General features: G+C 36.5%; 24 protein-coding genes and 1 pseudogene. 18 read left to right on the forward strand and 7 right to left on the reverse strand.

The features are described from left to right. Positions 1-162: pseudogene (locus FOT98_RS23695) on the reverse strand (hypothetical protein); the annotation flags it as partial. Positions 163-361: 199 nt separating this feature from the next. Between FOT98_RS23695 and FOT98_RS23700 the strand changes: the two are divergent. Both FOT98_RS23700 and FOT98_RS23705 read left to right on the forward strand, forming a co-directional pair. Beyond that, positions 362-736 (forward strand): hypothetical protein, encoded by a 375-nt coding sequence (locus FOT98_RS23700; RefSeq protein WP_063262640.1) that lies wholly within the window; start codon positions 362-364, stop codon positions 734-736. 20 nt (positions 737-756) lie between these two features. Next, positions 757-1,161, forward strand: a complete 405-nt coding sequence (locus tag FOT98_RS23705; protein WP_063262641.1) for a DUF3221 domain-containing protein — start codon at positions 757-759, stop codon at positions 1,159-1,161. Here FOT98_RS23705 and pepQ read toward each other — a convergent pair. After that, complete coding sequence (gene pepQ, locus FOT98_RS23710; protein WP_000994028.1) at positions 1,144-2,241, reverse strand: Xaa-Pro dipeptidase; 1,098 nt, start codon at positions 2,239-2,241, stop codon at positions 1,144-1,146. The two genes, FOT98_RS23705 and pepQ, sit on opposite strands and share 18 nt — an antisense overlap. A 149-nt stretch (positions 2,242-2,390) precedes the next feature. On the opposite strand from pepQ, the gene FOT98_RS23715 reads away from it, so the two are divergent. Continuing rightward, positions 2,391-3,074: a metal-dependent hydrolase gene (locus FOT98_RS23715; protein ID WP_063262642.1), complete on the forward strand. Its 684-nt coding sequence runs from the start codon at positions 2,391-2,393 to the stop codon at positions 3,072-3,074. A gap of 40 nt (positions 3,075-3,114) precedes the next feature. On the opposite strand, the gene FOT98_RS32540 is transcribed toward FOT98_RS23715, so the two are convergent. Continuing rightward, positions 3,115-3,276 (reverse strand): hypothetical protein, encoded by a 162-nt coding sequence (locus FOT98_RS32540; protein ID WP_000976299.1) that lies wholly within the window; start codon positions 3,274-3,276, stop codon positions 3,115-3,117. Positions 3,277-3,520: 244 nt separating this feature from the next. Here FOT98_RS32540 and FOT98_RS23720 point away from each other — a divergent pair, with 244 nt between their 5' ends. The 4 genes from FOT98_RS23720 to FOT98_RS23735 all read left to right on the forward strand — a co-directional run bounded on the left by FOT98_RS23720 (position 3,521) and on the right by FOT98_RS23735 (position 6,723). Continuing rightward, the gene (locus FOT98_RS23720) at positions 3,521-4,834 is read left to right on the forward strand and encodes a CBS domain-containing protein (protein WP_061677030.1); all 1,314 of its coding nucleotides are present in this window, start codon (positions 3,521-3,523) and stop codon (positions 4,832-4,834) included. A gap of 146 nt (positions 4,835-4,980) precedes the next feature. Further along, positions 4,981-5,304, forward strand: coding sequence for a hypothetical protein (locus FOT98_RS23725; protein WP_063262643.1), 324 nt, complete (start codon positions 4,981-4,983; stop codon positions 5,302-5,304). Positions 5,305-5,430: 126 nt separating this feature from the next. Then, positions 5,431-6,372 (forward strand): phosphotransferase enzyme family protein, encoded by a 942-nt coding sequence (locus tag FOT98_RS23730; protein WP_063262644.1) that lies wholly within the window; start codon positions 5,431-5,433, stop codon positions 6,370-6,372. 87 nt (positions 6,373-6,459) lie between these two features. After that, entirely contained in the window at positions 6,460-6,723 is a 264-nt protein-coding gene (locus tag FOT98_RS23735) for a DUF3949 domain-containing protein (RefSeq protein ID WP_061677033.1), read from the forward strand. 18 nt (positions 6,724-6,741) lie between these two features. Here the strand turns inward: FOT98_RS23735 and FOT98_RS23740 are convergent, their stop codons facing one another. Then, positions 6,742-7,038 carry a YtpI family protein gene (locus tag FOT98_RS23740; RefSeq protein ID WP_001144772.1) on the reverse strand — a complete coding sequence of 99 codons (297 nt, stop codon included), beginning with the start codon at positions 7,036-7,038 and terminating at the stop codon, positions 6,742-6,744. Positions 7,039-7,197: 159 nt separating this feature from the next. Here FOT98_RS23740 and FOT98_RS23745 point away from each other — a divergent pair, with 159 nt between their 5' ends. Continuing rightward, positions 7,198-8,130, forward strand: coding sequence for a DHH family phosphoesterase (locus FOT98_RS23745; RefSeq protein WP_063262645.1), 933 nt, complete (start codon positions 7,198-7,200; stop codon positions 8,128-8,130). Positions 8,131-8,181: 51 nt separating this feature from the next. Here the strand turns inward: FOT98_RS23745 and ytrI are convergent, their stop codons facing one another. Further along, the gene (ytrI, locus tag FOT98_RS23750; protein ID WP_001265726.1) at positions 8,182-8,685 is read right to left on the reverse strand and encodes a sporulation membrane protein YtrI; all 504 of its coding nucleotides are present in this window, start codon (positions 8,683-8,685) and stop codon (positions 8,182-8,184) included. Continuing rightward, positions 8,682-9,095 carry a sporulation membrane protein YtrH gene (ytrH, locus tag FOT98_RS23755; RefSeq protein WP_073516695.1) on the reverse strand — a complete coding sequence of 138 codons (414 nt, stop codon included), beginning with the start codon at positions 9,093-9,095 and terminating at the stop codon, positions 8,682-8,684. The genes ytrI and ytrH overlap by 4 nt, the downstream gene beginning before the upstream one ends. A 42-nt stretch (positions 9,096-9,137) precedes the next feature. Here ytrH and dnaE point away from each other — a divergent pair, with 42 nt between their 5' ends. The 8 genes from dnaE (at position 9,138) to FOT98_RS23795 (ending at position 19,968) form a co-directional block, all read left to right on the forward strand. Continuing rightward, positions 9,138-12,464: a DNA polymerase III subunit alpha gene (gene dnaE / locus FOT98_RS23760; protein ID WP_063262646.1), complete on the forward strand. Its 3,327-nt coding sequence runs from the start codon at positions 9,138-9,140 to the stop codon at positions 12,462-12,464. A 133-nt stretch (positions 12,465-12,597) separates the two neighbouring features. Then, entirely contained in the window at positions 12,598-13,806 is a 1,209-nt protein-coding gene (gene ystJ / locus FOT98_RS23765) for an NADP-dependent malic enzyme (protein WP_161940843.1), read from the forward strand. A 14-nt stretch (positions 13,807-13,820) separates the two neighbouring features. Next, positions 13,821-14,465, forward strand: a complete 645-nt coding sequence (locus tag FOT98_RS23770; RefSeq protein ID WP_063262647.1) for a FadR/GntR family transcriptional regulator — start codon at positions 13,821-13,823, stop codon at positions 14,463-14,465. Between the two features lie 185 nt (positions 14,466-14,650). Then, positions 14,651-15,520, forward strand: coding sequence for an acetyl-CoA carboxylase, carboxyltransferase subunit beta (accD, locus tag FOT98_RS23775; RefSeq protein WP_000942872.1), 870 nt, complete (start codon positions 14,651-14,653; stop codon positions 15,518-15,520). Continuing rightward, the gene (gene accA / locus FOT98_RS23780; RefSeq protein WP_000818786.1) at positions 15,508-16,482 is read left to right on the forward strand and encodes an acetyl-CoA carboxylase carboxyl transferase subunit alpha; all 975 of its coding nucleotides are present in this window, start codon (positions 15,508-15,510) and stop codon (positions 16,480-16,482) included. The genes accD and accA overlap by 13 nt, the downstream gene beginning before the upstream one ends. Before the next feature lie 128 nt (positions 16,483-16,610). Beyond that, positions 16,611-17,570 (forward strand): 6-phosphofructokinase, encoded by a 960-nt coding sequence (gene pfkA, locus FOT98_RS23785; protein WP_000821161.1) that lies wholly within the window; start codon positions 16,611-16,613, stop codon positions 17,568-17,570. A gap of 53 nt (positions 17,571-17,623) precedes the next feature. Continuing rightward, positions 17,624-19,381, forward strand: coding sequence for a pyruvate kinase (gene pyk / locus FOT98_RS23790; protein WP_063262648.1), 1,758 nt, complete (start codon positions 17,624-17,626; stop codon positions 19,379-19,381). Positions 19,382-19,578: 197 nt separating this feature from the next. Further along, positions 19,579-19,968 carry an FxsA family protein gene (locus FOT98_RS23795; RefSeq protein WP_061677040.1) on the forward strand — a complete coding sequence of 130 codons (390 nt, stop codon included), beginning with the start codon at positions 19,579-19,581 and terminating at the stop codon, positions 19,966-19,968. 627 nt (positions 19,969-20,595) lie between these two features. On the opposite strand, the gene ytvI is transcribed toward FOT98_RS23795, so the two are convergent. Continuing rightward, complete coding sequence (gene ytvI / locus FOT98_RS23800; RefSeq protein WP_001081377.1) at positions 20,596-21,714, reverse strand: sporulation integral membrane protein YtvI; 1,119 nt, start codon at positions 21,712-21,714, stop codon at positions 20,596-20,598. Between the two features lie 420 nt (positions 21,715-22,134). Here ytvI and FOT98_RS23805 point away from each other — a divergent pair, with 420 nt between their 5' ends. Continuing rightward, positions 22,135-22,596: a DUF441 domain-containing protein gene (locus FOT98_RS23805; RefSeq protein WP_000625507.1), complete on the forward strand. Its 462-nt coding sequence runs from the start codon at positions 22,135-22,137 to the stop codon at positions 22,594-22,596. Between the two features lie 386 nt (positions 22,597-22,982). Continuing rightward, positions 22,983-24,131 (forward strand): citrate synthase, encoded by a 1,149-nt coding sequence (citZ, locus tag FOT98_RS23815; RefSeq protein WP_175562471.1) that lies wholly within the window; start codon positions 22,983-22,985, stop codon positions 24,129-24,131. Positions 24,132-24,184 lie beyond the last annotated feature (53 nt).

The following is a 24,184-nucleotide window of genomic DNA, read 5'->3' on the forward strand; positions in this document are numbered from 1 at the left end:
TTTAGGTTGTAGTTTTTTTATCAATTCTTTCTCGTTTTCGCCCTCAATCAAACGATTAAAACTATATCGTTTTGCACTTTCGAACGTACGGATCAAAGCAATTAAAGCTTCCGTTTGTTCTTTTGTAATAGAATTGATTTTACAAGTACGTGTTGTTTTCATCCTTTTCCCCCTTTTCATCACCTGAAAATATTATAGGTTGAATTCTGTAAAATATAAAACCTGTAATTGTAAATTTTTATAGTTTTTTATAGATTCTTATTTACTGTTATTACCTCCTATTTTAGAAAATTCTGTATTTTAATAGTATAATAAGAGGAAGAAATAGACAATAAATAAATGCTTTTGAATGGGGGGCATTATGAAGAGAGTGTTATTCTTTTTCATCAGTATTTTCTTTTTAGGAAGCTGTTCGCTTTCGTATGTTACTTTTTCTAGCGAGAGCAAAAGTTGGACGGGGCAATATAAAGGGTATATTAAGGATGACAGTGAAGATGGAATGTTTACGTTTCAATATAAGGGCGGAGATGGAAATACAGAATTTAAAAATTTAGAGATTGCTATTACTGAAACCTTTAGTACAATGACACAAACTTCAGAAGTTCATAAAGGAGCAAGAATTGAAATGAAGTCTTCTTGCGTAAGTTGTGCACCTCTTTCTAAAGATGAACCGATAGAGGTTGTGATTAAATGGGATGATAAGTATGAAGAGAAGATGGTGTTAAATTTGAAATAGCCTAGAATAAGGAGTTGAAAATGAATAGGCATATGAAAAAATTAATGTTTTTAAGTGTATTTCTAATCATATTATCAGCGTGCACTACAAAACAAGTAGAGGTAAAAAAAGTACCTGAAGAAGGGTATGTCATAGTAAGAAATGACACGGTATTTTTCGTCAATGATAAAACGTATGAAACAAAAATAGAGTTACAAAATTATATAGAACAACAAATGAATAAAGAGTATCCATCACATATAGTTTTGAGCTTTAAAGATAAAGGTGCATATAAACAGTTAAAAACAGGGGATAAAATAAAATTATGGACTTCTCAAACGCTTGAAAGCTATCCAGCAAAAATGATTGTAGAGAAGTTTGAAATATTAGAGAAACAGAAAAAGGCAGCAATCACGCTGCCTTTTTTCTTATTTCACAAATTGTAATTCTTTCGGGAATTTCGTTAAAATTTCTGATCCGTCTTTTGTGATGTAAATATCATCTTCAATACGAACGCCACCTACGTTTGGTACGTAAATACCTGGCTCGATTGTGAAGACCATACCTTCTTTTAATGGAGACTCGTTACCAGCTTTCACATCTGGATATTCGTGTACGCTAATTCCAAGTCCGTGACCAAGGCGGTGCGGGAAGAAGTCGCCGTAACCTGCATCTGCGATCACAGAGCGAGCAGCGTTGTCGATTGCGCCAAGTGTAACACCTGGTTTACATGCTTCAACTGCTTGTAGTTGTCCAGCAAGTACAGTGTTATAAATGCGAGTTTGTTCTTCAGAAATATCACCGAATGCTACGGTACGTGTAATGTCAGAGCAATAACCTTCAATGATTACACCTAAATCAAATAGTACGAAATCGCCGCGTTTCATTTTGTTTGCACCTGGAATACCGTGTGGAAGAGCAGAGTTTGCACCTGCTAATACCATCGTATCAAATGACATTTTATGTATGCCTTTTGTTTTTAATTCGTGTTCAATAATTGCTAGTACTTCTAGCTCGCTACGATCTTCTTTAATTGCATTTACACCAACTTCAACAGCGTAGTCCGCCATTTTAGCTGCTTCGCGCAAAATAGAAAGTTCTTTTTCATCTTTAATTAAACGAAGTTCGCGAACTTTTTCTTCAGCTGATTTGAAAGCTGCATTTGGGAATAGTTTTGTTAATTCTTCGTAACGTTCTACGTTTAAATGTTCTTTTTCAATTGCAACTGCGTTTGCATTGATGCCGCGGTCTTTAATTGCTTTTGCAATCATATCCCATGGTCTGTCAGTATCAGTAAATCCAATAATTTCATGTGCCCAGCCAGCGTTACGCGCCTGACCTTCTTCCATTTTAGGGCAAATTAAAATAGGCTCTTTTTCTTGGAATACAAACATACCAAGCAGTCTTTCGTGTGGCTCACAGTGGAAGTTTGTCATGTAGAAAACGTTTGGTGTAGAAGTTAAGAACGCAGCTTCTACGTTTTTTTCTTTTAGCCATTGCATTAAATTTTCTAATCTAGCATTCATCGATTGGCACCCCCGAGATATTTAATTACAAATATAACTTTACATCGGAGGAAAGCGTTATGACAAGTAAATAGATGTTAGAAAAGACAGGGAATTGAAAAATCATGTAGAATAAAAAGTGAGAATGTGAATAGGGGAGGAATGTAGTAATGAAAGTATCTTATCATGGGCATTCAGTTGTAAAGATTGAAACGAATGGAAAAGTGATTTTAATTGACCCATTTTTAACTGGAAATCCTACAACAGATTTAAAGGCTGAAGATGTCAAAGTAGATGCGATTCTTTTATCGCATGGACATGGTGATCATGTTGGAGATACAGTAGAGCTTGCGAAGAAAAATAATGCAGTTGTTGTGGCACCATTTGAACTAGCGACCTTTTTAAGTTGGCAAGGTGTGAATACACATCCGATGCATATTGGTGGTTCGCATGAATTTGACTTCGGAAAAGTGAAGTTTACACAAGCATTCCACGGTTCTAGTTATATTGATGAAGAAAATAAGACGATTACATATACAGGTATGCCAGCAGGAATTTTATTTACAGCAGAAGAGAAAACTGTGTACCATGCAGGAGATACCGCTCTATTCTCTGATATGAAATTAATTGGGGAACTGAACAACGTTGATATAGCATTTTTACCAATTGGTGATAATTTCACAATGGGACCAGAAGATGCTGTTTTAGCAGCGAAATGGGTTCAAGCGAAAACTGTTGTACCGATGCATTACAATACGTTCCCAGTAATTGAACAAGACCCATATCAATTTGTAGAAAAGCTACAAAATTGTACAGGGAAAGTATTAGAAGCTGGAGAAAGTATTACACTATAGAAAAGAAACCCTTCATTTGAAAAGACAAGTGAAGGGTTTTTTACGTGTGTAGGACAGCTTTTAAAGTTTGTACTTGTTTTGGTGATTCTTTTCTTTTTGGAAGTGGCTGTTCAGGTGTTTCATTCAATTCCATTGCAACTTTTTTCCCGTCTACGAAAGCTAAAAATACAGCACCTACAACTTCTAATAATTTTTTCATCATGTATTCGCTCCTTTGTTTCATTTCTTGTCTTCATTGTATATTGAAGCAGCTGGACAAACTATCGAACGAGATGACAATACCATTACATTGTTGTAATAGAAGAAGTAGTATAATGTAAGGCGTATTTTGTTATAAAAAAAATAGTACAGACATACAAAGAGAGAGTGTAACAGTTTTGAAAATATAGTATACTGAAAATACAACACATGAAGAATTTAGGGAAAAGAAAGTATGGTGAAACCATTTGGCTACCAAGCATAACCAAATTTTAGAACATATTAATAGCCTGCCAGTAGGGCATAAAATTTCTGTAAGGCAAATTGCGAAAGATTTGAGTGTAAGTGAAGGGACAGCTTACCGTGCAATTAAAGATGCAGAAAATAAAGGATATGTTAGTACGATTGAACGTGTCGGAACAATTCGAATTGAACAAAAGAAGAAAGAGAATATTGAAAAGCTGACATATGCAGAAGTCGTTAACATTGTCGATGGTCAAGTACTTGGGGGCAGAGAAGGACTACATAAGACATTAAATAAATTCGTAATTGGGGCAATGAAATTAGAAGCGATGATGCGCTATACAGAAGCTGGGAACTTACTTATTATCGGTAACCGTACGAACGCACATCAATTAGCGTTAGAAGCCGGAGCTGCGGTATTGATTACGGGTGGATTTGATACGGAAGATCATGTGAAGAAATTAGCAGATGAATTAAAGCTGCCGATTATTTCAAGTAGTTACGATACATTTACAGTTGCGACGTTAATTAACCGTGCAATTTACGATCAGCTTATTAAGAAAGAAATAGTACTCGTTGAAGATATTTTAACACCAATTGAAGAGACACTATATTTAAAACCAGGTGATACAGTACAGCAATGGCATGCGTATAACGAAGAGACGATGCACGGAAGATATCCAATTGTTGATGAAAATAAAAAGGTATTAGGTATTGTAACTTCAAAAGATATGATCGGTGTAGCGAAAGAAACACCAATTGATAAAGTGATGACAAAACATCCAATTACGGTAAATGGAAAAATGTCTGTCGCGGCTGCGGCACGTATGATGGTGTGGGAAGGTATTGAGTTACTGCCTGTTGTTGATGAAGGAAATAAACTGCAAGGTATTATTAGCCGTCAAGATGTACTTCAGGCGTTGCAAATGATTCAGCGTCAACCACAAGTCGGGGAAACAATTGATGATATTGTAACGAATCAATTCATGACACCGAAAGAAGCAAAAAATGAACATCTATATCAATTTTCAGTGACGCCGCAAATGACTAATTCAATCGGAACGTTATCTTACGGTGTATTCACAACGATTGTGACGGAAGCAACGAACCGTGTTATTCGTGCGCAAAAGAAAAGTGATTTAATTGTTGAGAACTTAACAATTTATTTCGTAAAACCAGTTCAAATTGACAATGTTGTATCGGTTCATCCGAAAGTATTAGAAATTGGACGTAAATTTGGTAAGGTGGATGTAGAAGTACATCATGAAGGTAATGTTGTCGGGAAAGCATTACTTATGGTGCAGTTGATCGATAAATAAAAAGATGGAGCAAGCCGCTTTGGTTTGTTCCATTTTTTTATTTAAAAGGATAGAAACAAAAATAAATAGCGTATCATTTCATATTTATAATAAAAGACTAAAAAATTTGAAGATGTGGAAATGGAATAGCGATAAGGAGGAAGCGAATGGACGGAATCATTTTCTTTTTAGTGGTCGTATGTTTCATCATTATGCATGTGTTAACGCATAGAAGAATGAATGCTATTAAAAAGAGGCTGTATTTTGTAAGTTTAACTCTTGCTAGTGTGGGCGCCTTTATTCCTATATCAGGAGAAAATGAGCCGGACTTTCTTTACTTTGGTATACCAGCTGAAACGTTTGTTTATTATGGTGGATGGGAAATTTCGTTTAATCCATTAGGCTTTTTCTTTAACTTTATTTTGTTTTATTGGGTTTTGAAGTTAATGCTTAAGCTATGTAAGAGTTCGGATAGAGAAGTGAAAAAATAGAAGGATATGTATCAATGTGGATAGAAAATTGGTTGTTAGTCGATTACGCTACTAATCGTTAAAAGATAACAATCGTGGAGTTGGATAGGGAAATGATTCTTCACTATATGAACTAGGGGGAAAAGAATGGATTTTCAGACTAAAGAGCAGTTATGTAAGCAATATAATTTAAATAGTCTTACGGAAGTTTCATTGTTGCATGGGGGAGAAAATCAAACATATATATTCGAATCGGGCAAAAATAAATTTGTAGTTAGGCAGTATAGAGAAGGACGTTATATAGCAGAGCAAATAGAGGCTGAAATACATTGGTTATTAGCGATGCAAAAACAAATGCTAGTACCAGAAGTAGTTGCAAATAAAAATGGTGATTGGATCACATCTGTTATGAAAGATGAGGGAAGTATTCGGTATTTTGTTGTCTTTAGGTTTATAAACGGAAGTGAAATTTTAGAACCAAGGGATAAGGACTATGAAAAACTGGGGTCACTAATGCGAATGTTTCATGAAAAAACAAATGAAGTGCTCAAAAGAGTGCCGCAAACTTGGAGAGGTTACGAAAGGCCAATATATAGTGAGCAAAAGCTAATTCACGAGCCTTTACAGCGATTACTAAATGTTTCATTTCTATCGCATGCTGATAAGCATAAATGCATGAAAATTGCAGAAAGAATACAAGAGCTCACAAATTCAACTCAACTAGGAGAAAAACAATTTGTTCATGGTGATATGCATTTTGGTAATGTTCTTGTAGACAAAGAGGATTGGTATTTACTTGATTTTGATGAATGTGGATTTGGGTATAAAGAGTTTGATATTGGTGTTCCGAGATTACATTTAATTGCTTCGGGACAGTTAGAAGACGTATGGGGGAATTTCATGATGGGATATGGGGAAAATATTTCGGAAGCAGCCATTCGACTTGGGACTGCCTCAAGAATTTTTTATATGGCGGGAAAGATTCCGTTAAGGCTTGATATCGAGCCTATTAGAAAAGACCCCGGTGCTTTTATCCGACGATATGTTCAGTATGCTGAAAAAGAGTTATGTGGAGAGACGGTTATATAAAGAAGACAGAATAGTGATTTAATTAGGCTATATATTATGTTATAATTGTATTGTAAGAAAATGGATTCCGGGAAGGTGGTATGCAATATGTCATCAGAAGTGCTCTTTTTTGGTGGAATCGCACTATTTTACTTTCTTGTGATGATCCCGTTTCAATATTTATACTTACAAGGATTGCATGAAAAGAAGAAACGAACGGGATTATCTCAGCGAGAACTGTATGAAAAAATGTCTTTTGAGGAAGAACAATTACATTTTCACGTACAAGGAAATCCCTTTAATATACCATCTGCGTTTGTCGCATATATGATTTTAAAAGTTAGGGGACGTAAAAAAGCATCACAATATTGATGCTTTTTTTACGTTGCTTCAGACAGATTCAGCTTCTTCAACGGCTAATGGTAAGAAATGTTTGTATTGGCGAAATCCATTAAATACACTTGCACTACCAAATAGAACAAATAAAACACCAACGATAATACGAGCGGTTGAAAGTTCTAAAAAGAATTGGTTTATCCCGAAGAATAAGACGAATGAACCGAGTGCCATTGCGGATTTTCCTGAGAGCCAACCTTTCTCCATTGGGCGGTTTGTACGAAAGTATTTTGTTTTGTAGAAGAGGTACAACATAAATGAGACGATAATACAGAAGACTAATACTGGCATAATGCACACTCCCATCGCTTTGTAAAAATAATAGTGGCGAAAAAAGAAATATCTAAACTTTCTAACTTTTATTATAAAGCAATTGTTCGCATGTATGAAATACTTTCCGTTATAATGGAAGATAAAGTGAAGAAGTTGAGTAAAAAGGAGATTATACATATGCATGAGCAAATTTTAGGAGCAATTAAAGAGTTTGATACAATTATTATTCATCGCCATGTGCGTCCAGATCCAGATGCGTTAGGTTCACAGGGCGGTCTTGGTACCATTCTACAAGAATCGTTTCCAGAGAAAAATATTTATACGGTTGGGTACAATGAACCGTCACTAGCATATTTACGAGTAATGGATGATATTAAAGATAGTGTATATGAAAATGCACTTGTTATCGTATGTGATACAGCGAACCAAGAACGTGTTGATGATCAACGCTATGCAAAAGGGAAGATGTTAATTAAAATTGACCATCATCCGAATGAAGATCCGTACGGAGATATTACGTGGGTAGATACGACAGCAAGTTCTACAAGTGAAATGATTTATGAGTTTTACAGTTATGGAAAAGATAAAGGATTACAGATAACAAAAGAAGCAGCTCGTCTTATTTTAGCAGGTATTGTTGGGGATACAGGTCGTTTCTTATTCCCGAATACAACAGCAAAAACACTTCGTTACGTGAGTGAGCTTGTTGATATGGATGTGAAATTCACAGATTTATACAATGAAATGTATAAAACGAAAGAAAAGATTGCTCGTTTAAACGGCTATATTTTACAAAACTTTACGATGGTAGAAGAAGGAGCAGCGTACATTAAATTAACGAAAGAAGTATTAGAAAAGTTTGATGTACTTCCTTCTGAGGCGTCTGGCGTTGTTGGAGCACTTGGTAATATTGATGGATTAAAGGCGTGGGTTCTATTTTTAGAGGAAGGTGACGTGATTCGTGTTCGTCTTCGCTCAAAAGGACCAGTGATAAATAAATTAGCAATGCAATATAATGGCGGAGGGCATCCGATGGCTTCTGGTGCAAAAGCATCTTCTTGGGAAGAAGCGGATCGTCTTTTTGCTGATTTACGTGAGCTGTGTAGATAAGAGATTATATATGAAAACGAAAAGAAGGAGCGGCGCTAAAGCCCTCCTTCTTTATTTTTCTTTCTCTATCGTAATGCTAATTTCAAGCACTGTATCAAAAGATATCGTATCGACTTTGAAACGGTATAGCCGATCGTAATGTTTGTACGTTTTGTTTTCGATTACCTTTTTGAGCAGGTCTTTATTTTTTGCGATACTTTGTATGTTTTTCGTTAAAAGATGCTGGAGGTCATTATGGATAGATGTGGTCATATTTTCGAGTGTAAGGTTGTCTAAATCATATTTTTCTCGATTTATAAGTTTTATTTTAATCTCTTGAATAGTTAAGAGCCGTTTATTTTCTGTATTCAACTTTTCTTGATCTTCGAGAAGGACGTGGAGCTTTGCTTCTTGTTTTTCTATAATTTCTCGTTGTTCTGCTATTTTACTAGCTTGTTCTTCTTGAAAAACACCGTATATGTACAAAAAAATAAACCAGCTCAACACGCCTCCAACAGCAGCGCCAGCTAAAACTAAATACCATTTTTTTGCTGTATTGGCACTTGGTACTCTCATACATGTTCCTGCGTTAGCCATTTAATAATAGTAAGACCTGTTTGCATACCACCCGTTGCGAAAAAAATAAGGAGAATTTGTTTTACGATATCTTTCATATCTCCGCCAAAGAAACTTCTTTCAAAGCTGTAAAAAGTATCAAATGTTCCGCCAATTGCTGCAACGAGTGCCCAAATCCTCAAATTTTGGGCGAATTGATTAATGTAGGTTAGAGTTGGTTTTCCGATAAGAAATGCACCAAAGCCGCCAATTAATGAACCACCGAGTATAACTCCAAAGGCAATAAAATAACTAATAATAAGCAGAGAGAAAAAAGTGTGTTCTCTTACATCCATCGTCATTCCCCTTTCTTCTTCATATATATGGACAAAGTATAAGAAGTATGTTTTGATTTCCGCTTTCCTCATCACCTATAATAAAAGTAGTCAAATTGGTAAAGAGAGGGTACAACAGTGAAGTTTGTGCATTTACAATGTCAAACCGTTTTTAGTTTATTAAAAAGTGCTTGTAAAATTGATGAGCTAGTAGTCAGGGCGAAAGAACTTGGTTTTTCATCACTGGCTATTACGGATGAAAATGTTATGTATGGCGTTATTCCGTTTTATAAAGCATGTAAGAAACATGGTATACAGCCTATTATCGGCTTAACAGCTTCTATTTTTAGTGAAGAAGATGAAAAATCTTATCCGCTTGTTTTACTTGCTGAAAATGAAATAGGCTATCAAAATTTATTAAAGATTTCTAGTAGCATTATGACGAAGTCAAAAGAAGGTATTCCGAAAAAGTGGCTTGCCCATTATGCGAAAGGATTAATTGCTATTTCTCCAGGTAAAGATGGAGAAATTGAACAATTATTATTAGAAGACAAAGAGAGTGAAGCTGAAGAAGTAGCTCGCATGTACCAAAGTATGTTCGGTAATTTTTATATGAGTTTGCAGCATCATGCGATTCAAGATGAACTGCTTCTGCAAGAGAAATTACCTGCATTTATGAGTAGGATAAATGTTCCAGTTGTTGCAACAAACGATGTACGCTACATCAATCAAAGTGACGCACTTGTTCATGAGTGCTTATTATCTGTTGAAAGTGGATCGAAAATGACGGATCCAGATAGACCGAGGCTGAAAACAGATCAATATTATTTAAAATCATCAGATGAAATGGAAGCACTATTTTCTCACGTAGAAGAGGCGATTTACAATACAGTAGAAATTGCAGAACGTTGCAGAGTAGAAATACCGTTTCATGTAAATCAATTACCGAAATTTCCTGTTCCAGCTAACGAGACGAATGATATGTATTTACGCCGTGTTTGTGAAGAAGGGTTGCAGAAACGTTATGGTACGCCGAAGGAAGTACATATCCAGCGTTTAAATCATGAATTAAACGTTATTTCTAGTATGGGGTTTAGTGATTATTTCCTCATCGTATGGGATTTTATGAAGTATGCGCATGAAAATCATATTTTAACAGGACCAGGACGTGGATCGGCAGCTGGCTCACTTGTTTCTTACGTATTAGAAATTACAGATATCGATCCAATTGAATATGATCTATTATTTGAAAGGTTTTTAAACCCCGAACGTGTGACACTTCCAGATATTGATATCGATTTTCCAGATATAAGACGTGATGAGATGATTCGATATGTGAAAGATAAATATGGTCAGCTTCGTGTTGCACAAATCGTAACGTTTGGGACGCTTGCAGCAAAAGCAGCAATTAGAGATATTGCGCGTGTAATGGGGCTTCCGCCGCGAGATATTGACATATTCTCAAAGCTTATCCCATCAAAGCTTGGTATAACGTTAAAAGATGCATATGAGGAATCGCAATCACTCCGTGAGTTCATACAAGGGAATCTTCTTCATGAGCGTGTGTTTGAAATTGCAAAACGTGTAGAAGGCTTACCACGTCATACGTCTATTCATGCAGCTGGCGTTATTATGAGCCAAGAGCCGTTAACAGGAAGTGTTGCAATTCAAGAAGGGCATAACGATGTGTATGTGACGCAATATCCAGCTGATGCATTAGAAGAACTTGGTTTGTTAAAGATGGACTTTTTAGGATTACGTAATTTAACGTTACTTGAAAATATTATAAAGTTTATCGTGAAAAAAACGGGGACACAAATTGATATAAGAAATTTACCACTTCAAGATGAAAAAACGTTCCAATTGTTAGGTAGAGGGGATACAACAGGTGTATTCCAGCTTGAATCAGGTGGTATGCGAAATGTACTTCGTGGGTTAAAACCGAATGAATTTGAAGATATTGTCGCTGTTAACTCGTTATATAGACCAGGCCCAATGGAACAAATTCCGACCTTTATTGAATCAAAGCATGGAAAAAGAAAAATTGAATATTTACATCCGGACTTAAAGCCAATTTTAGAAAGAACGTACGGTGTAATTGTATATCAAGAACAAATTATGCAAATTGCGTCGAAATTAGCAGGATTCTCGCTCGGAGAAGCAGATTTATTACGCCGTGCAGTGAGTAAAAAAAATCGTGATATTTTAGATCAGGAACGTAAGCATTTTGTGCAAGGTTGTTTACAAAATGGTTATGACGAGACATCTGCAGAGAAAATTTACGATTTAATTGTAAGATTTGCGAATTACGGTTTTAACAGAAGTCACGCAGTTGCCTACAGTATGATTGGATATCAGCTTGCCTACTTAAAAGCGAATTATACGCTGGAATTTATGACAGCACTATTATCAAGTGCAATTGGAAATGAAGATAAGATTGTGCAGTATATACGAGAAACGAAGCGGAAAGGTTTTCACGTTTTGCCGCCGTCTCTTCAGAGGAGTGGTTATAATTTCCAAATAGAAGGCAATGCGATACGTTACAGCTTACTTTCCATTCGAAACATCGGAATGGCTACAGTGACAGCATTACTCGAGGAACGAGAGAAAAAAATGTTTGAAGATTTATTTGAATTTTGTCTTCGCATGCCATCAAAGTTTGTAACAGAGCGAAATTTAGAGGCGTTTGTCTGGTCTGGATGTTTTGATGATTTTGGTGTTTCGAGAACGAATTTATCGAAAAGTCTTAAAGGAGCGTTAGAGTATGCAAATCTTGCACGTGATCTAGGAGATGCTGTTCCGAAATCGAAATACGTACAAGGAGAAGAGCTCTCTTTTATTGAACAGTTAAATAAAGAAAAGGAAGCATTAGGTTTTTATTTATCAAGCTATCCGACAGCGCAGTATGTAAAGTTAGCGAAAGAATTAGAAATTCCATCTCTCGCTCAAGCGATGCGGCATAAGAAAAAAGTACAAAGAGCGATCGTGTATATAACAAGCGTGAGAGTAATTCGTACGAAAAAGTTGCAAAAGATGGCGTTTATTACATTTTGTGATCAAAATGATGAAATGGAAGCAGTTCTTTTCCCCGAAACGTATATACATTTCTCAGATAAGTTACAAGAAGGCGCAATTGTATTAGTTGACGGCATGATTGAGCTTAGAAATCATAAGTTGCAATGGATTGTAAATGGGCTATATCCGTTAGAAGAAATGGATGTGTATGAAGAAAAGAAAGACGCATCTGTTTACGTGAAATTGCCGTCTCAGTATGAGAAAAAGTTGTTAAATCAGGTTACTAAAATATTGTTTGACTATTCGGGTTTTGCGAAAGTACTAATTTATTATGAAAAGGAACATAAAATGGTACAATTATCACGAAGTTTATCGATTCATCCAAGTGAAGAATGTTTAGGAGCACTTCGTGAAATTGTCGGGGAAGAAAATGTGGTTGTGAAAATATAATGGACAATTTCCCTACACTTCGATTATTATAGTAGTAGTGTTCGTGGTCAGACCACTTGGAGAAATTGATATCAGCTAGAATAATTTGAGGAGAGTGGATAGTTTGTCAACACTTCGTGAAGAAGCACTTCACATGCATAAAGTGCATCAAGGAAAATTAGAAACTGTATCAAAAGTAAAAGTAGAAAATGCAAAAGATTTAAGTCTTGCATATTCTCCAGGGGTTGCAGAGCCTTGTAAAGAAATTTATGACGATAAAAGTAAGGTATATGAATATACGATGAAGGGAAATATGGTAGCAGTTGTGACTGATGGAACGGCTGTACTTGGTCTTGGTAACATTGGACCTGAAGCATCTCTTCCAGTAATGGAAGGTAAAGCTGTATTATTCAAGAGCTTTGCTGGTGTAGATGCATTCCCGATTGCCTTAAATACAAACGATGTAGATAAAATTGTTGAAACTGTAAAATTAATGGAGCCAACTTTTGGCGGCGTTAACTTAGAGGATATCGCAGCACCAAACTGCTTCATTATTGAAGAACGTTTGAAAAAAGAAACAAATATTCCTATCTTCCATGATGATCAACACGGAACAGCTATCGTAACAGTAGCAGGTCTTGTGAACGCGCTAAAATTAGTTGGAAAGAAAATGTCTGACATTAAAGTTGTCGCAAATGGCGCAGGTGCAGCAGGTATTGCAATTATTAAACTTTTATATCGCTATGGTGTACGCGACATTATTATGTGTGACCGTAAAGGTGCGATCTATGAGGGTCGTCCTACAGGTATGAATCCTGTGAAGGATGAAGTTGCAAAATATACAAATAAGAATCGTATCGAAGGTTCTTTAGCTGATGTTGTACAAGATGCGGACGTATTCATTGGTGTATCTGCAGAAGGTGCATTAACAGAAGAGATGGTTCGTACAATGAATGACGATGCAATTATTTTTGCAATGGCGAATCCAGTTCCAGAAATTATGCCAGAATTGGCAAAAGCAGCGGGCGCAGCTGTTGTTGGAACGGGTCGTTCTGACTTCGCAAACCAAGTAAATAATGTACTAGCGTTCCCTGGTATTTTCCGTGGTGCACTTGACGTACATGCGACACAAATTAACGAAGAAATGAAGATGGCAGCTGTACAGGCTATTGCTGAGCTTGTAGCAGAAGATGAGTTGAATGCAGACTATATCATTCCTGCACCGTTTGACGCGCGTGTAGCGCCTCAAGTGGCAGCTTACGTTGCGAAAGCTGCAATGGAGACAGGAGTAGCTCGCCGTCAAGTAGATCCAAATGAGATTGCTGAGAAAACAAAACAATTAGCGCTGATTGGTAAAGAATAAGCGAGGAATTTCCATTGACATCATCAAATACAAAAGTATATCTCGAAATTGTAAAAAAAATCCGTTCCATTATGGAAGAAGATGGATTGGTGGCGGGGGATCGTTTGCCGTCTGAACGTGAGTTAAGTTCACGTTTAAACGTAGGGCGTTCCTCTGTAAGAGAAGCATTGCGTGCTTTAGAACTGGTAGGATTGATTGAAACGAGACGTGGTGAAGGGACGTTTATTCGAAACTTTTACGATAACGGTCTTGTACAATTGATTGCGCCGTTCTTACTGCAAGATGAGAAAACAATTCGTGATTTATTACAAACAAAACGATTGCTTGAGAAAGATATGATTCGAATTGTATGTAATTTACCGAAAGAAACGTTTTCTAAAGTGCTAAGTAAATTACACAAAGTACTTGAAGAAAATGAAAACTCAATTCCAATGCTTCATCAAACGTTCTTTAAAACACTTATTGAACAAGTCGATAATTATTTACTTTATCGCATTTGGATGATCGTAAATGATTACGTATCAACTCTTTCTTGTAAAGTTTCAGGAGATACTATCGATATGTATAGAAAGCTTTATGCTACTTTGGAAGAAAAACAAGAAAATGATGCACTAAAAATTTACGATGAATTAGTAGAGAATATACAGTTTCACTCGTAATGTATAAAATTTGTCGAAATGACCATGACACGTTATGACAAACATTCTATCGCGTAGCGGTTAAAGTTAAACGTAAAGAGTGAGGTTATTAGACAGATTGAGAAGATAAGGCTAACATCAAACTTTGGTGTTAGCCCAATTTTCTTCTTACGCTAACCTTAGCTCTCAACGAAGGGGGTCAAATTGTGCTAAGAGATTTATTCGTGAAAAAGAAAAAGTACGCTGCAATACCTTCAGAACAAGTACGAAAAGATGTACCGGATGGCGTTATGACAAAATGTCCGAAATGTAAAAAAATCATGTATACGAAAGAGGTTCTAAAAAATTTAAAAGTATGTGTGAATTGTGGATATCATCATCCTATGAATGCATGGGAACGTCTTGATAGTATATTGGATGAAGGGTCATTCCGTGAGTATGACAAAGAAATGGTTTCATTAAATCCACTCGAGTTTCCAGGATACGAAGAGAAACTAGAGAGCGATCGTAAGAAGACTGAATTGAACGAAGCGGTTGTAACTGGTGAAGGAACAATTGATGACATGCTTGTTGTTGTTGCAGTAATGGATTCTCGTTTTCGAATGGGCAGCATGGGCTCTGTTGTAGGAGAGAAAATTGCCCGTGCAGTTGAAAAAGCATACGACTTACAAGTTCCATTTATTATCTTTACTGCGTCGGGTGGTGCCCGTATGCAAGAAGGGATATTAAGTTTAATGCAAATGGCAAAAACAAGCGTAGCTTTGAAAAAGCATAGTAATGCAGGAGGGTTATTTATTTCTGTTATGACTCACCCAACGACGGGCGGGGTTTCAGCGAGTTTCGCTTCACTTGGTGATTACAATCTTGCAGAGCCAGGTGCACTTATCGGATTTGCTGGTAGACGTGTAATTGAACAAACAGTGCGTGAGAAACTACCGGAAGATTTCCAAACGGCAGAATTTTTATTAGAGCACGGTCAATTAGATGCGGTGGTGCATCGTGATGATATGAGAGAATCGCTCCGTAAGATTTTAGAAGTTCATCAAGGAGGGGAAATGGCTGTATGGCAGAGCTAGAATTTGAGAAACCAGTTGTTGAGCTAAGAAATAAGATTCGTGAACTGAAAGACTATACGAAAAACAGCCAGATGGACTTCAGTGAGGAGATTCGTATTTTGGAAGACAAGTTAGAAAAATTAGAGGAAGATATATACGGCAATATGAAAGTATGGGACCGTGTTCAAATTGCTCGTCATGCAGAACGACCGACAACGCTCGATTATATTGAGCACTTATTTACTAATTTTTTTGAATGTCATGGAGATCGCCTATTTGGCGACGATGCAGCGATTGTCGGCGGCATTGCGAAATATAAGGGGATGCCAGTAACTGTAATTGGGCATCAACGCGGAAAAGATACGAAAGAAAATATTCGTCGTAATTTTGGGATGCCTCATCCAGAAGGATATCGAAAAGCACTGCGTCTAATGAAACAAGCGGAAAAGTTTAATCGTCCTATTATTTGTTTCATTGATACGAAGGGAGCTTATCCTGGTAAAGCAGCTGAAGAACGTGGACAAAGTGAAGCGATCGCCCGTAATTTATTTGAAATGGCGGGTTTAACTGTACCTGTTATTTGTATTGTTATCGGTGAAGGTGGTAGTGGTGGTGCGTTAGGTCTTGGAGTAGGAGATTACATTCATATGCTGGAAAATTCCACGTATTCTGTTATTACACCAGAGGGTGCGGCGGCAATTCTTTGGAAAGATGCTGGTAAAGCAAAAGAAGCTGCAGAAGCGATGAAAATTACAGCATTAGATTTGAAAGAATTAGGTGTAATTGACGAAATTATTCCAGAGGCAAAAGGCGGAGCACATCGTAATATTTTAAAACAATCAGAAAATATAGATTTAATGCTTAAGAAAACTTTTGAACAATTAAGCGGAATTTCGAAAGATGAATTAATCGAAAAACGTTATGAAAAATATATGAAAATTGGGCAAGTTTCGTTTTCAAACGCTTCCATTGGGATAAAATAATAAAAGCGTGCGTTCCTCTTCGCGAATGCACGTTTTTATTATGAAAAGACACATCTTCTCCATTGTGTTTTTATATTTTTTCGTGTTATTTTATTATAAGGCAAATAATCTTTATGAGGTGAGTACAAATGAAACGTATTGGTGTATTAACAAGTGGTGGAGATTCACCTGGTATGAATGCTGCCATTCGTGCAGTTGTTCGTAAAGCGATTTTCCATGATATTGAAGTATATGGTATTTACCATGGATACGCTGGTTTAATTTCTGGTCATATTGAAAAATTAGAACTTGGTTCTGTTGGCGATATTATCCACCGTGGTGGTACAAAATTATATACAGCAAGATGTCCTGAGTTTAAAGATCCAGAAGTACGACTAAAAGGTATCGAGCAATTAAAGAAACACGGTATCGAAGGACTTGTTGTTATTGGTGGAGATGGTTCTTACCAAGGTGCTAAAAAATTAACTGAACAAGGATTCCCATGTGTTGGTGTACCAGGTACAATCGACAATGATATTCCTGGAACAGACTTCACAATTGGTTTCGATACAGCTTTAAATACTGTTATTGATGCAATTGATAAAATTCGTGACACAGCTACATCTCATGAACGTACATATGTTATCGAAGTAATGGGACGTCATGCTGGAGATATCGCATTATGGGCTGGTTTAGCTGATGGTGCTGAAACAATTTTAATTCCAGAAGAAGAGTATGACATGGAAGATGTTATTGCTCGTCTGAAGCGTGGTAGTGAACGTGGTAAAAAACACAGTATTATCATTGTGGCTGAAGGTGTTGGAAGTGCAATTGACATCGGTAAGCATATTGAAGAAGCAACAAACTTTGATACTCGTGTAACTGTGTTAGGTCACGTACAACGTGGTGGATCACCAAGTGCACAAGACCGTGTATTAGCAAGTCGTCTTGGCGCAAGAGCAGTTGAATTATTGATTGCTGGTAAAGGTGGACGTTGTGTAGGTATTCAAGATAATAAACTTGTTGATCATGACATTATCGAAGCGTTAGCTCAAAAGCATACAATCGATAAAGATATGTATCAATTATCTAAAGAATTATCCATCTAATCGGCTTAATGTCGGATATTTGGGAACGGTTTCATAATTTTCGGAGGTGCAATATGCGTAAAACTAAAATTGTATGTACTATAGGTCCTGCTAGTGAAAGTATTGAGAAATTAGAACAATTAATCGAAGCGGGTATGAACGTTGCTCGTTTAAACTTCTCTCATGGTAGCCATGAAGAGCACGGCGCTCGTATTAAAAACATTCGTGAAGCTTCAAAGAAAACTGGTAAAACAGTTGGTATCTTACTTGATACAAAAGGTCCAGAAATCCGTACTCACGACTTCGTAGACGGACAAGCTGAGCTTGTAACAGGTGCAGAAGTAGTTCTTTCTACTGAGCAAGTATTAGGTACTGCAGAGAAGTTCTCTGTATCTTATGCTGGTCTTTATGACGATGTAGACCCAGGTTCTCGTATTCTAATCGATGACGGTCTTATCGAACTAGAAGTAATCGAAAAAGCTGACGGAAACATCCGTACAAAAGTTCTTAACAGCGGAACTGTAAAAAATAAAAAAGGTGTTAACGTACCAAACGTAAGCATTAAGCTTCCTGGTATCACTGAAAAAGACGTAAAAGATATCATTTTCGGTATCGAGCAAAAAGTTGATTTCATCGCAGCTTCATTCGTACGTAAAGCATCTGACGTATTAGAAATCCGTGAATTATTAGAAGAGCATAAAGCTCAATATATCCAAATCGTACCAAAAATCGAAAACCAAGAGGGTATCGATAACATCGATTCAATCTTAGAAGTTTCTGATGGTTTAATGGTAGCTCGTGGTGATATGGGTGTAGAAATTCCACCAGAAGAAGTACCATTAGTACAAAAACGTCTAATCAAAAAATGTAACGTGTTAGGTAAACCAGTTATTACTGCGACACAAATGTTAGATTCTATGCAACGTAACCCACGTCCAACTCGTGCGGAAGCAAGTGACGTAGCTAACGCAATCTTCGATGGTACAGATGCAATCATGCTTTCAGGTGAAACAGCTGCTGGTCAATACCCAGTAGAAGCAGTAACAATGATGGCTAACATTGCGGTACGTGTTGAAAAGTCATTACAGTATGAAGATATGTTCAAAAAACGTATTAAAGAGTTCACTCCAACAATTACAGATGCAATTAGCCAATCTGTTGCGCATACAGCACTTGCTCTTGATGTAGCTGCAATCGTAGCTCCAACAGAAAGTGGATATACTGCGAAAATGATCTCTAAATACCGTCCAAAATCTCCAATCGTAGCTGTAACATCTGACGAGCAAGTAGGACGTCGTCTTGCACTTGTTTGGGGTGTACAAGCATTTATGGCTGGAAAACGTGCAGCGTCTACTGACGAAATGTTAGATACTGCAATTCAAACAGGTATGGATGCAGGTCTAATTGGACTTGGAGACACTGTAGTAATCACTGCTGGTGTACCAGTTGCTGAAACAGGTACAACAAACTTAATGAAAATCCACGTTGTTGGTGAAGAAGTTGCAAAAGGACAAGGAATCGGTCGTAAAGCTGCAAAAGGTAAAGTAGTTGTAGCGAAAACAGCTGCTGAAGCTGTAGCGAACGTAAACAAAGGTGATATCCTTGTTACAACAAGCACTGATAAAGATATGATTCCTGCAATTGAAAAAGCTGCTGCTCTAGTTGTAGAAGAAGGCGGCCTAACAAGCCACGCGGCTGTTGTAGGTGTATCAATCGGTATTCCTGTTATCGTTGGTGTAAACGGCGTAACAGCAACTTTAAAAAATGGCCAAGAAGTAACAGTTGATGCGGCACGCGGAATTGTTTATAATGGACATGCGGAAGTGCTATAAGTAATACGGAGAGAAGGATCGGAGTCCTTCTCTTTTTTTTACACAAAAATGAGTTGTAACTAGCTTGAGACGTCTGAAATTGCTTTTAAAAGCTATTTATTATGAGGTTTGATAAGAAATGTATTCGGCTTTTATATGGTGTATATGAGCGTTGTGAGGGTGTTTAAAGCGATGGTATATGAGAGGGGTGTAGAACTATGAAGTGGTTACTATTCTTGTTTATTTTAATACCGGCGATTGAGATTACAGTCTTAATTGGATCGAGTCATGTAATAGGTTTATGGTCTACGTTCGCTATGATTGTATTTACGGGTGTTGTAGGTGTCTATTTGGCGAAAAGGCAAGGATTTAAAGTACTTGGAGAGATTCAATCTAAGTTGAATAGAGGAGAAATGCCAGGAGCGGCAGTACTCGATGGTATTTTTATCTTTGTAGGAGGTATTCTTTTGGTACTTCCTGGATATGTAACGGATATAATAGGCTTTATCTTTGTTCTTCCTGTGACGAGGGCTTTATTGAAGCCGTTTGTTATGAAATGGATGGAATGGAAGTTTAGAAAGAACTCTACTATTATCGTTCAGAAATAGTGCTTAGATTATAGCGATCTAAGCACTATTTTTTTTGCTCGCAAAAGGATGGGGGTGGATGAAGCTCTGTTAATTAAAGTTTTGTTATATCATGCTTTAAAATTTGGTGAGTGCGAAGGAGTTAAGTAGAAGTCGGATTGCCCATGAAAGTTAATAATCGGTGGTGGAAAAAATCCGTATTAATCGTTATCTTACTTTAGTATATTTGCTGTGTGTTTTGTGATTGGATATGTGATTTGGGGAGTTGGTAGCTCTTAATGAGTGTGCTGCAAGAAAAAAATGTGAACTCAAACTTGTTTTTGTATATAAAAAGAATCAATTGTCATCGAAAAAGTTAGATACGAGCAGGAAAGTTATTAGTTTAAGTCTCATTCTAAGTTGTTTTGTATATTTATTCATTTACATAAAAAGTAATAAATGTAAGTAATAATTATGAAAATGATAGAATAAATATGTAAAAAGGCATCAAAATATGCGTTTTTTATACAAAAAAACAAGAGAATGATCCTTTTTGGGTGCAATTCTCTTGTTGGATGTAATGAGTATGAAAAATAAGTACAAGGAATAATCAGTGGGATTTTCCCACTGATTATATGTAAGTTTTTGTTGTATATGAATTAGAAACTATTATTTTGAAGGTGAGCCTTTAATATATTTCCACAAATCATGGAATACACGAGCTTTGTGCAATGTATTAAGTAGTACTAAGGTGACTGGACCGATGATTAATCCTAAAAAGCCAAAGAGTTTAAAGCCGACAAATAGAGCAATCAGTGTTGCTAATGGATCGAGGCCGATATTAGAAGAAAGTACTTTAGGCTCCATAATTTGTCTTTGGACAATCACGACGATGTATAAGATGAGAAGACCGATGGCGAAAGCAGTGTCGCCAGTGAAAAATACGTATATAACCCAAGGAACGAAGACGGCGCCTGTTCCTAGATACGGGAGTAAATCTACAACCCCTGTAATAATCGCGATAGTAATGGCGTATGGTACGCGTAATATTAACAGTCCGATTAGTACAATAACAGTTGTCATAGATACGAGTGTAAGTTGAGCTTTAACAAAACCAAATAAAGCTTTTCTTAAATCAACAAAAATAGTTTTTCCATAGCCATGAACACGATTTGGCAAAAATTTCCTTACTTTCTGAGCAAGACGGTGCCAATCGTAACTAATGAAGAAAGTGGCTAATAAAACGAATACAAGAACAGTTAAAGTTGTTGGTAATGCACTAATGAAATTTGTTAACCCGCTGATAATAGCAGTTAAAAGTTCTTTCATTTGCGTCGTTGCTTCGGTTCCTAAGTTTTGAATGTTTTGTGTAATCGTATAGCGCTGTGGTTCCCCAAGATGATTAAATTTAGAAATTAAATCATCATAGAGAGGCATAATATGATTAAGTGCAAATTGTTGCGCGAATGCAACGATATCTGGAAACTTTACTGTAACAAGTTGTAGTAAGTATGTTGTGGCAGATATTGCTTCTGTTACAAGATATGTAACGAGTCCGACGATAGCTCCGAATACGAGAATTAAGCTAACGAGTACTGCTAGTGCGCGAGGAAATTGTAGTTTTTGATTAAGGAAATTGACGACAGGATTAATCAAATAAGCAAATGCGAAAGCGATAATAAAAGGGTAGATAAGTCCTGACATATATAGTAATGCATAGAACCCGGCTACCGTTGCTACAATGACAAATATGAGTCGCAATATCATATATAGTAAGTTTCGGTTCAAAGATGTATACCTCCCATTCCAATTTGGATTATCCTAATTCGTTCAACTTATAACGAGTGTGCTCCACTGATTAAAGTTTCACTTTATGTTATAGTGGAATGATGGATTTTCCCTGCTTTTTCAGTATATGAGTGACCGGAAAAGCTTGGTGTTGATGCTTCTACTATATGGTAAAAACTTCATTTTCTCTTCTTTTTATTTTACCTGTTTCTTATTAGAAAAGAAAGGAGAGACGACCGTTTTTAAAAATGTATATATGCTTAAATTTATGATGGTTAGCGTTTCGATTTGTCATTTTAAAATATGTAAAAAATGAAGTGGTTATTGTTGCATATACATCGATATAGCATGTATAACGATAGGTTTAAAGGTATTTTTGTTTGGAAATGAGTTCATTATTTTCAGAAAGGAAGTGCAAACATGATTAGTCAGTCAACGTTATTTTTATTCATACTACTTATTATAGGACTTATTGCGAAAAACCAATCGCTTACTGTAGCCATTGGTGTGTTATTTTTATTGAAATTTACGTTTTTAGGAGATAAAGTCTTTCCTTATCTACAAACGAAAGGGATTAACCTCGGTGTTACGGTTATTACAATAGCAGTACTCGTACCGATTGCGACAGGGGAAATAGGTTTTAAACAACTTGGAGAAGCGGCGAAATCGTATTATGCATGGATTGCTTTAGCTTCAGGGGTAGCGGTGGCTTTGTTAGCGAAAGGCGGCGTACAATTATTGACGACGGATCCTCATATTACAACTGCGCTCGTTTTCGGTACAATTATAGCGGTTGCTTTATTTAATGGGGTTGCTGTAGGTCCATTAATTGGGGCTGGAATTGCCTATGCAGTTATGAGTATTATACAGATGTTTAAATAAGGAATTTTATAGTAATATAAAATTTTTGAATTCTTTCTGTTCACAAAAGTCAGATAATTGTTTATAATAGGATTAGAAACTTTGAAAAGTTACATAACAGCAGAGACTTTACACCAGATAAAATAAAAACAACATAAAACAATTTTATAATGATATTGTTTTATGTTGTTTTTATCATAAAACTCTTCGGAATTAATTTTCCTCACTAACTTGTTGTTTTGAGCGTGAGGATTCGGGGAGACATTCACGCTCATGCTTTCCATGTAAACAATGGACATAAGAGGGGAACATCGCAACAAATTTGCATGATCGTGCATTTTGCTTGCCTAAAGAGTGAACGGGCGTTCATAATTCAAAAGGGGAGCAAATAGATATAAGGAGCAAGGTTGGGAGAATTTTCAGGAAAAGGAGAGAATGTCATGACTGTTATTCGAGGTTTAGAAGGGGTAGTAGCAACAACATCATCTGTGAGCTCTATTATTGATGATACATTAACGTATGTTGGGTATAATATTGATGATTTAGCTGAGAATGCTACATTTGAAGAAGTAGTGTACTTATTATGGCATCGCAAGCTTCCTAATGAACAAGAACTAGCGAAATTTAAAGAAACTGTATCAGAATACTATAAAGTTCCAGGTGAGATTTTAACATATTTAAAACAAGTAGATTTAAAAATCGCACATCCGATGTCTGTTTTACGAACTGCAATTTCCATGCTATCATTATACGATGAGAGCGCTGAAATTATGGATGAAAACTCCAATTATTTGAAAGCGGTTAAATTGCAGGCTCAAGTGGGAACTTTAGTTGCTGCTTATGCAAGAATTCGTAAAGGTTTAGATATTGTTGAGCCTAGAAACGATTTATCATTAGCTGCAAACTTCTTGTATATGTTAAATGATCGCGAGCCAAATGAAGTTGAAATTGAAGCTTTTGATAAGGCGCTTGTACTTCATGCAGATCATGAGTTAAACGCTTCTACATTTACTGCACGTGTTTGTGTAGCTACACTTTCAGATGTATATTCTGGTATTACGGCAGCAATCGGTGCGTTAAAAGGTCCTCTTCACGGCGGGGCAAATGAAAATGTAATGAAGATGTTAACTGAAATTGGCGAAGAAGAAAATGTAGAATCATATATTCATAATGCTCTTCAAAATAAAGTGAAAATCATGGGCTTTGGCCACCGTGTATATGAGCAGGGTGATCCGCGTGCGAAACATTTACGCGAAATGTCCAAGAGATTATGCGTGCTTTTAGGAGAAGACAAATGGTATAATATGTCTATCAAAATTGAAGACATTGTAACAAAAGAAAAAGGTCTTCCACCAAATGTTGATTTCTATTCAGCTTCTGTATACCATTGTTTAGGAATTGACCATGACTTATTTACACCTATTTTTGCAATTAGCCGTATGTCAGGCTGGTTAGCTCATATTCTAGAACAATATGAAAACAACCGTTTAATCCGTCCACGTGCTGATTATAATGGACCAACACATCAAGTGTATGTTCCAATTGCACAACGATAAGCGAAAAACACTATTTTGATAGTGAAAATACGCTTTCAAAAGTCTGATTTTTT

The organism is Bacillus sp. HY001 (genome assembly GCF_007558965.1).
GTDB lineage: Bacteria > Bacillota > Bacilli > Bacillales > Bacillaceae_G > Bacillus_A > Bacillus_A mobilis.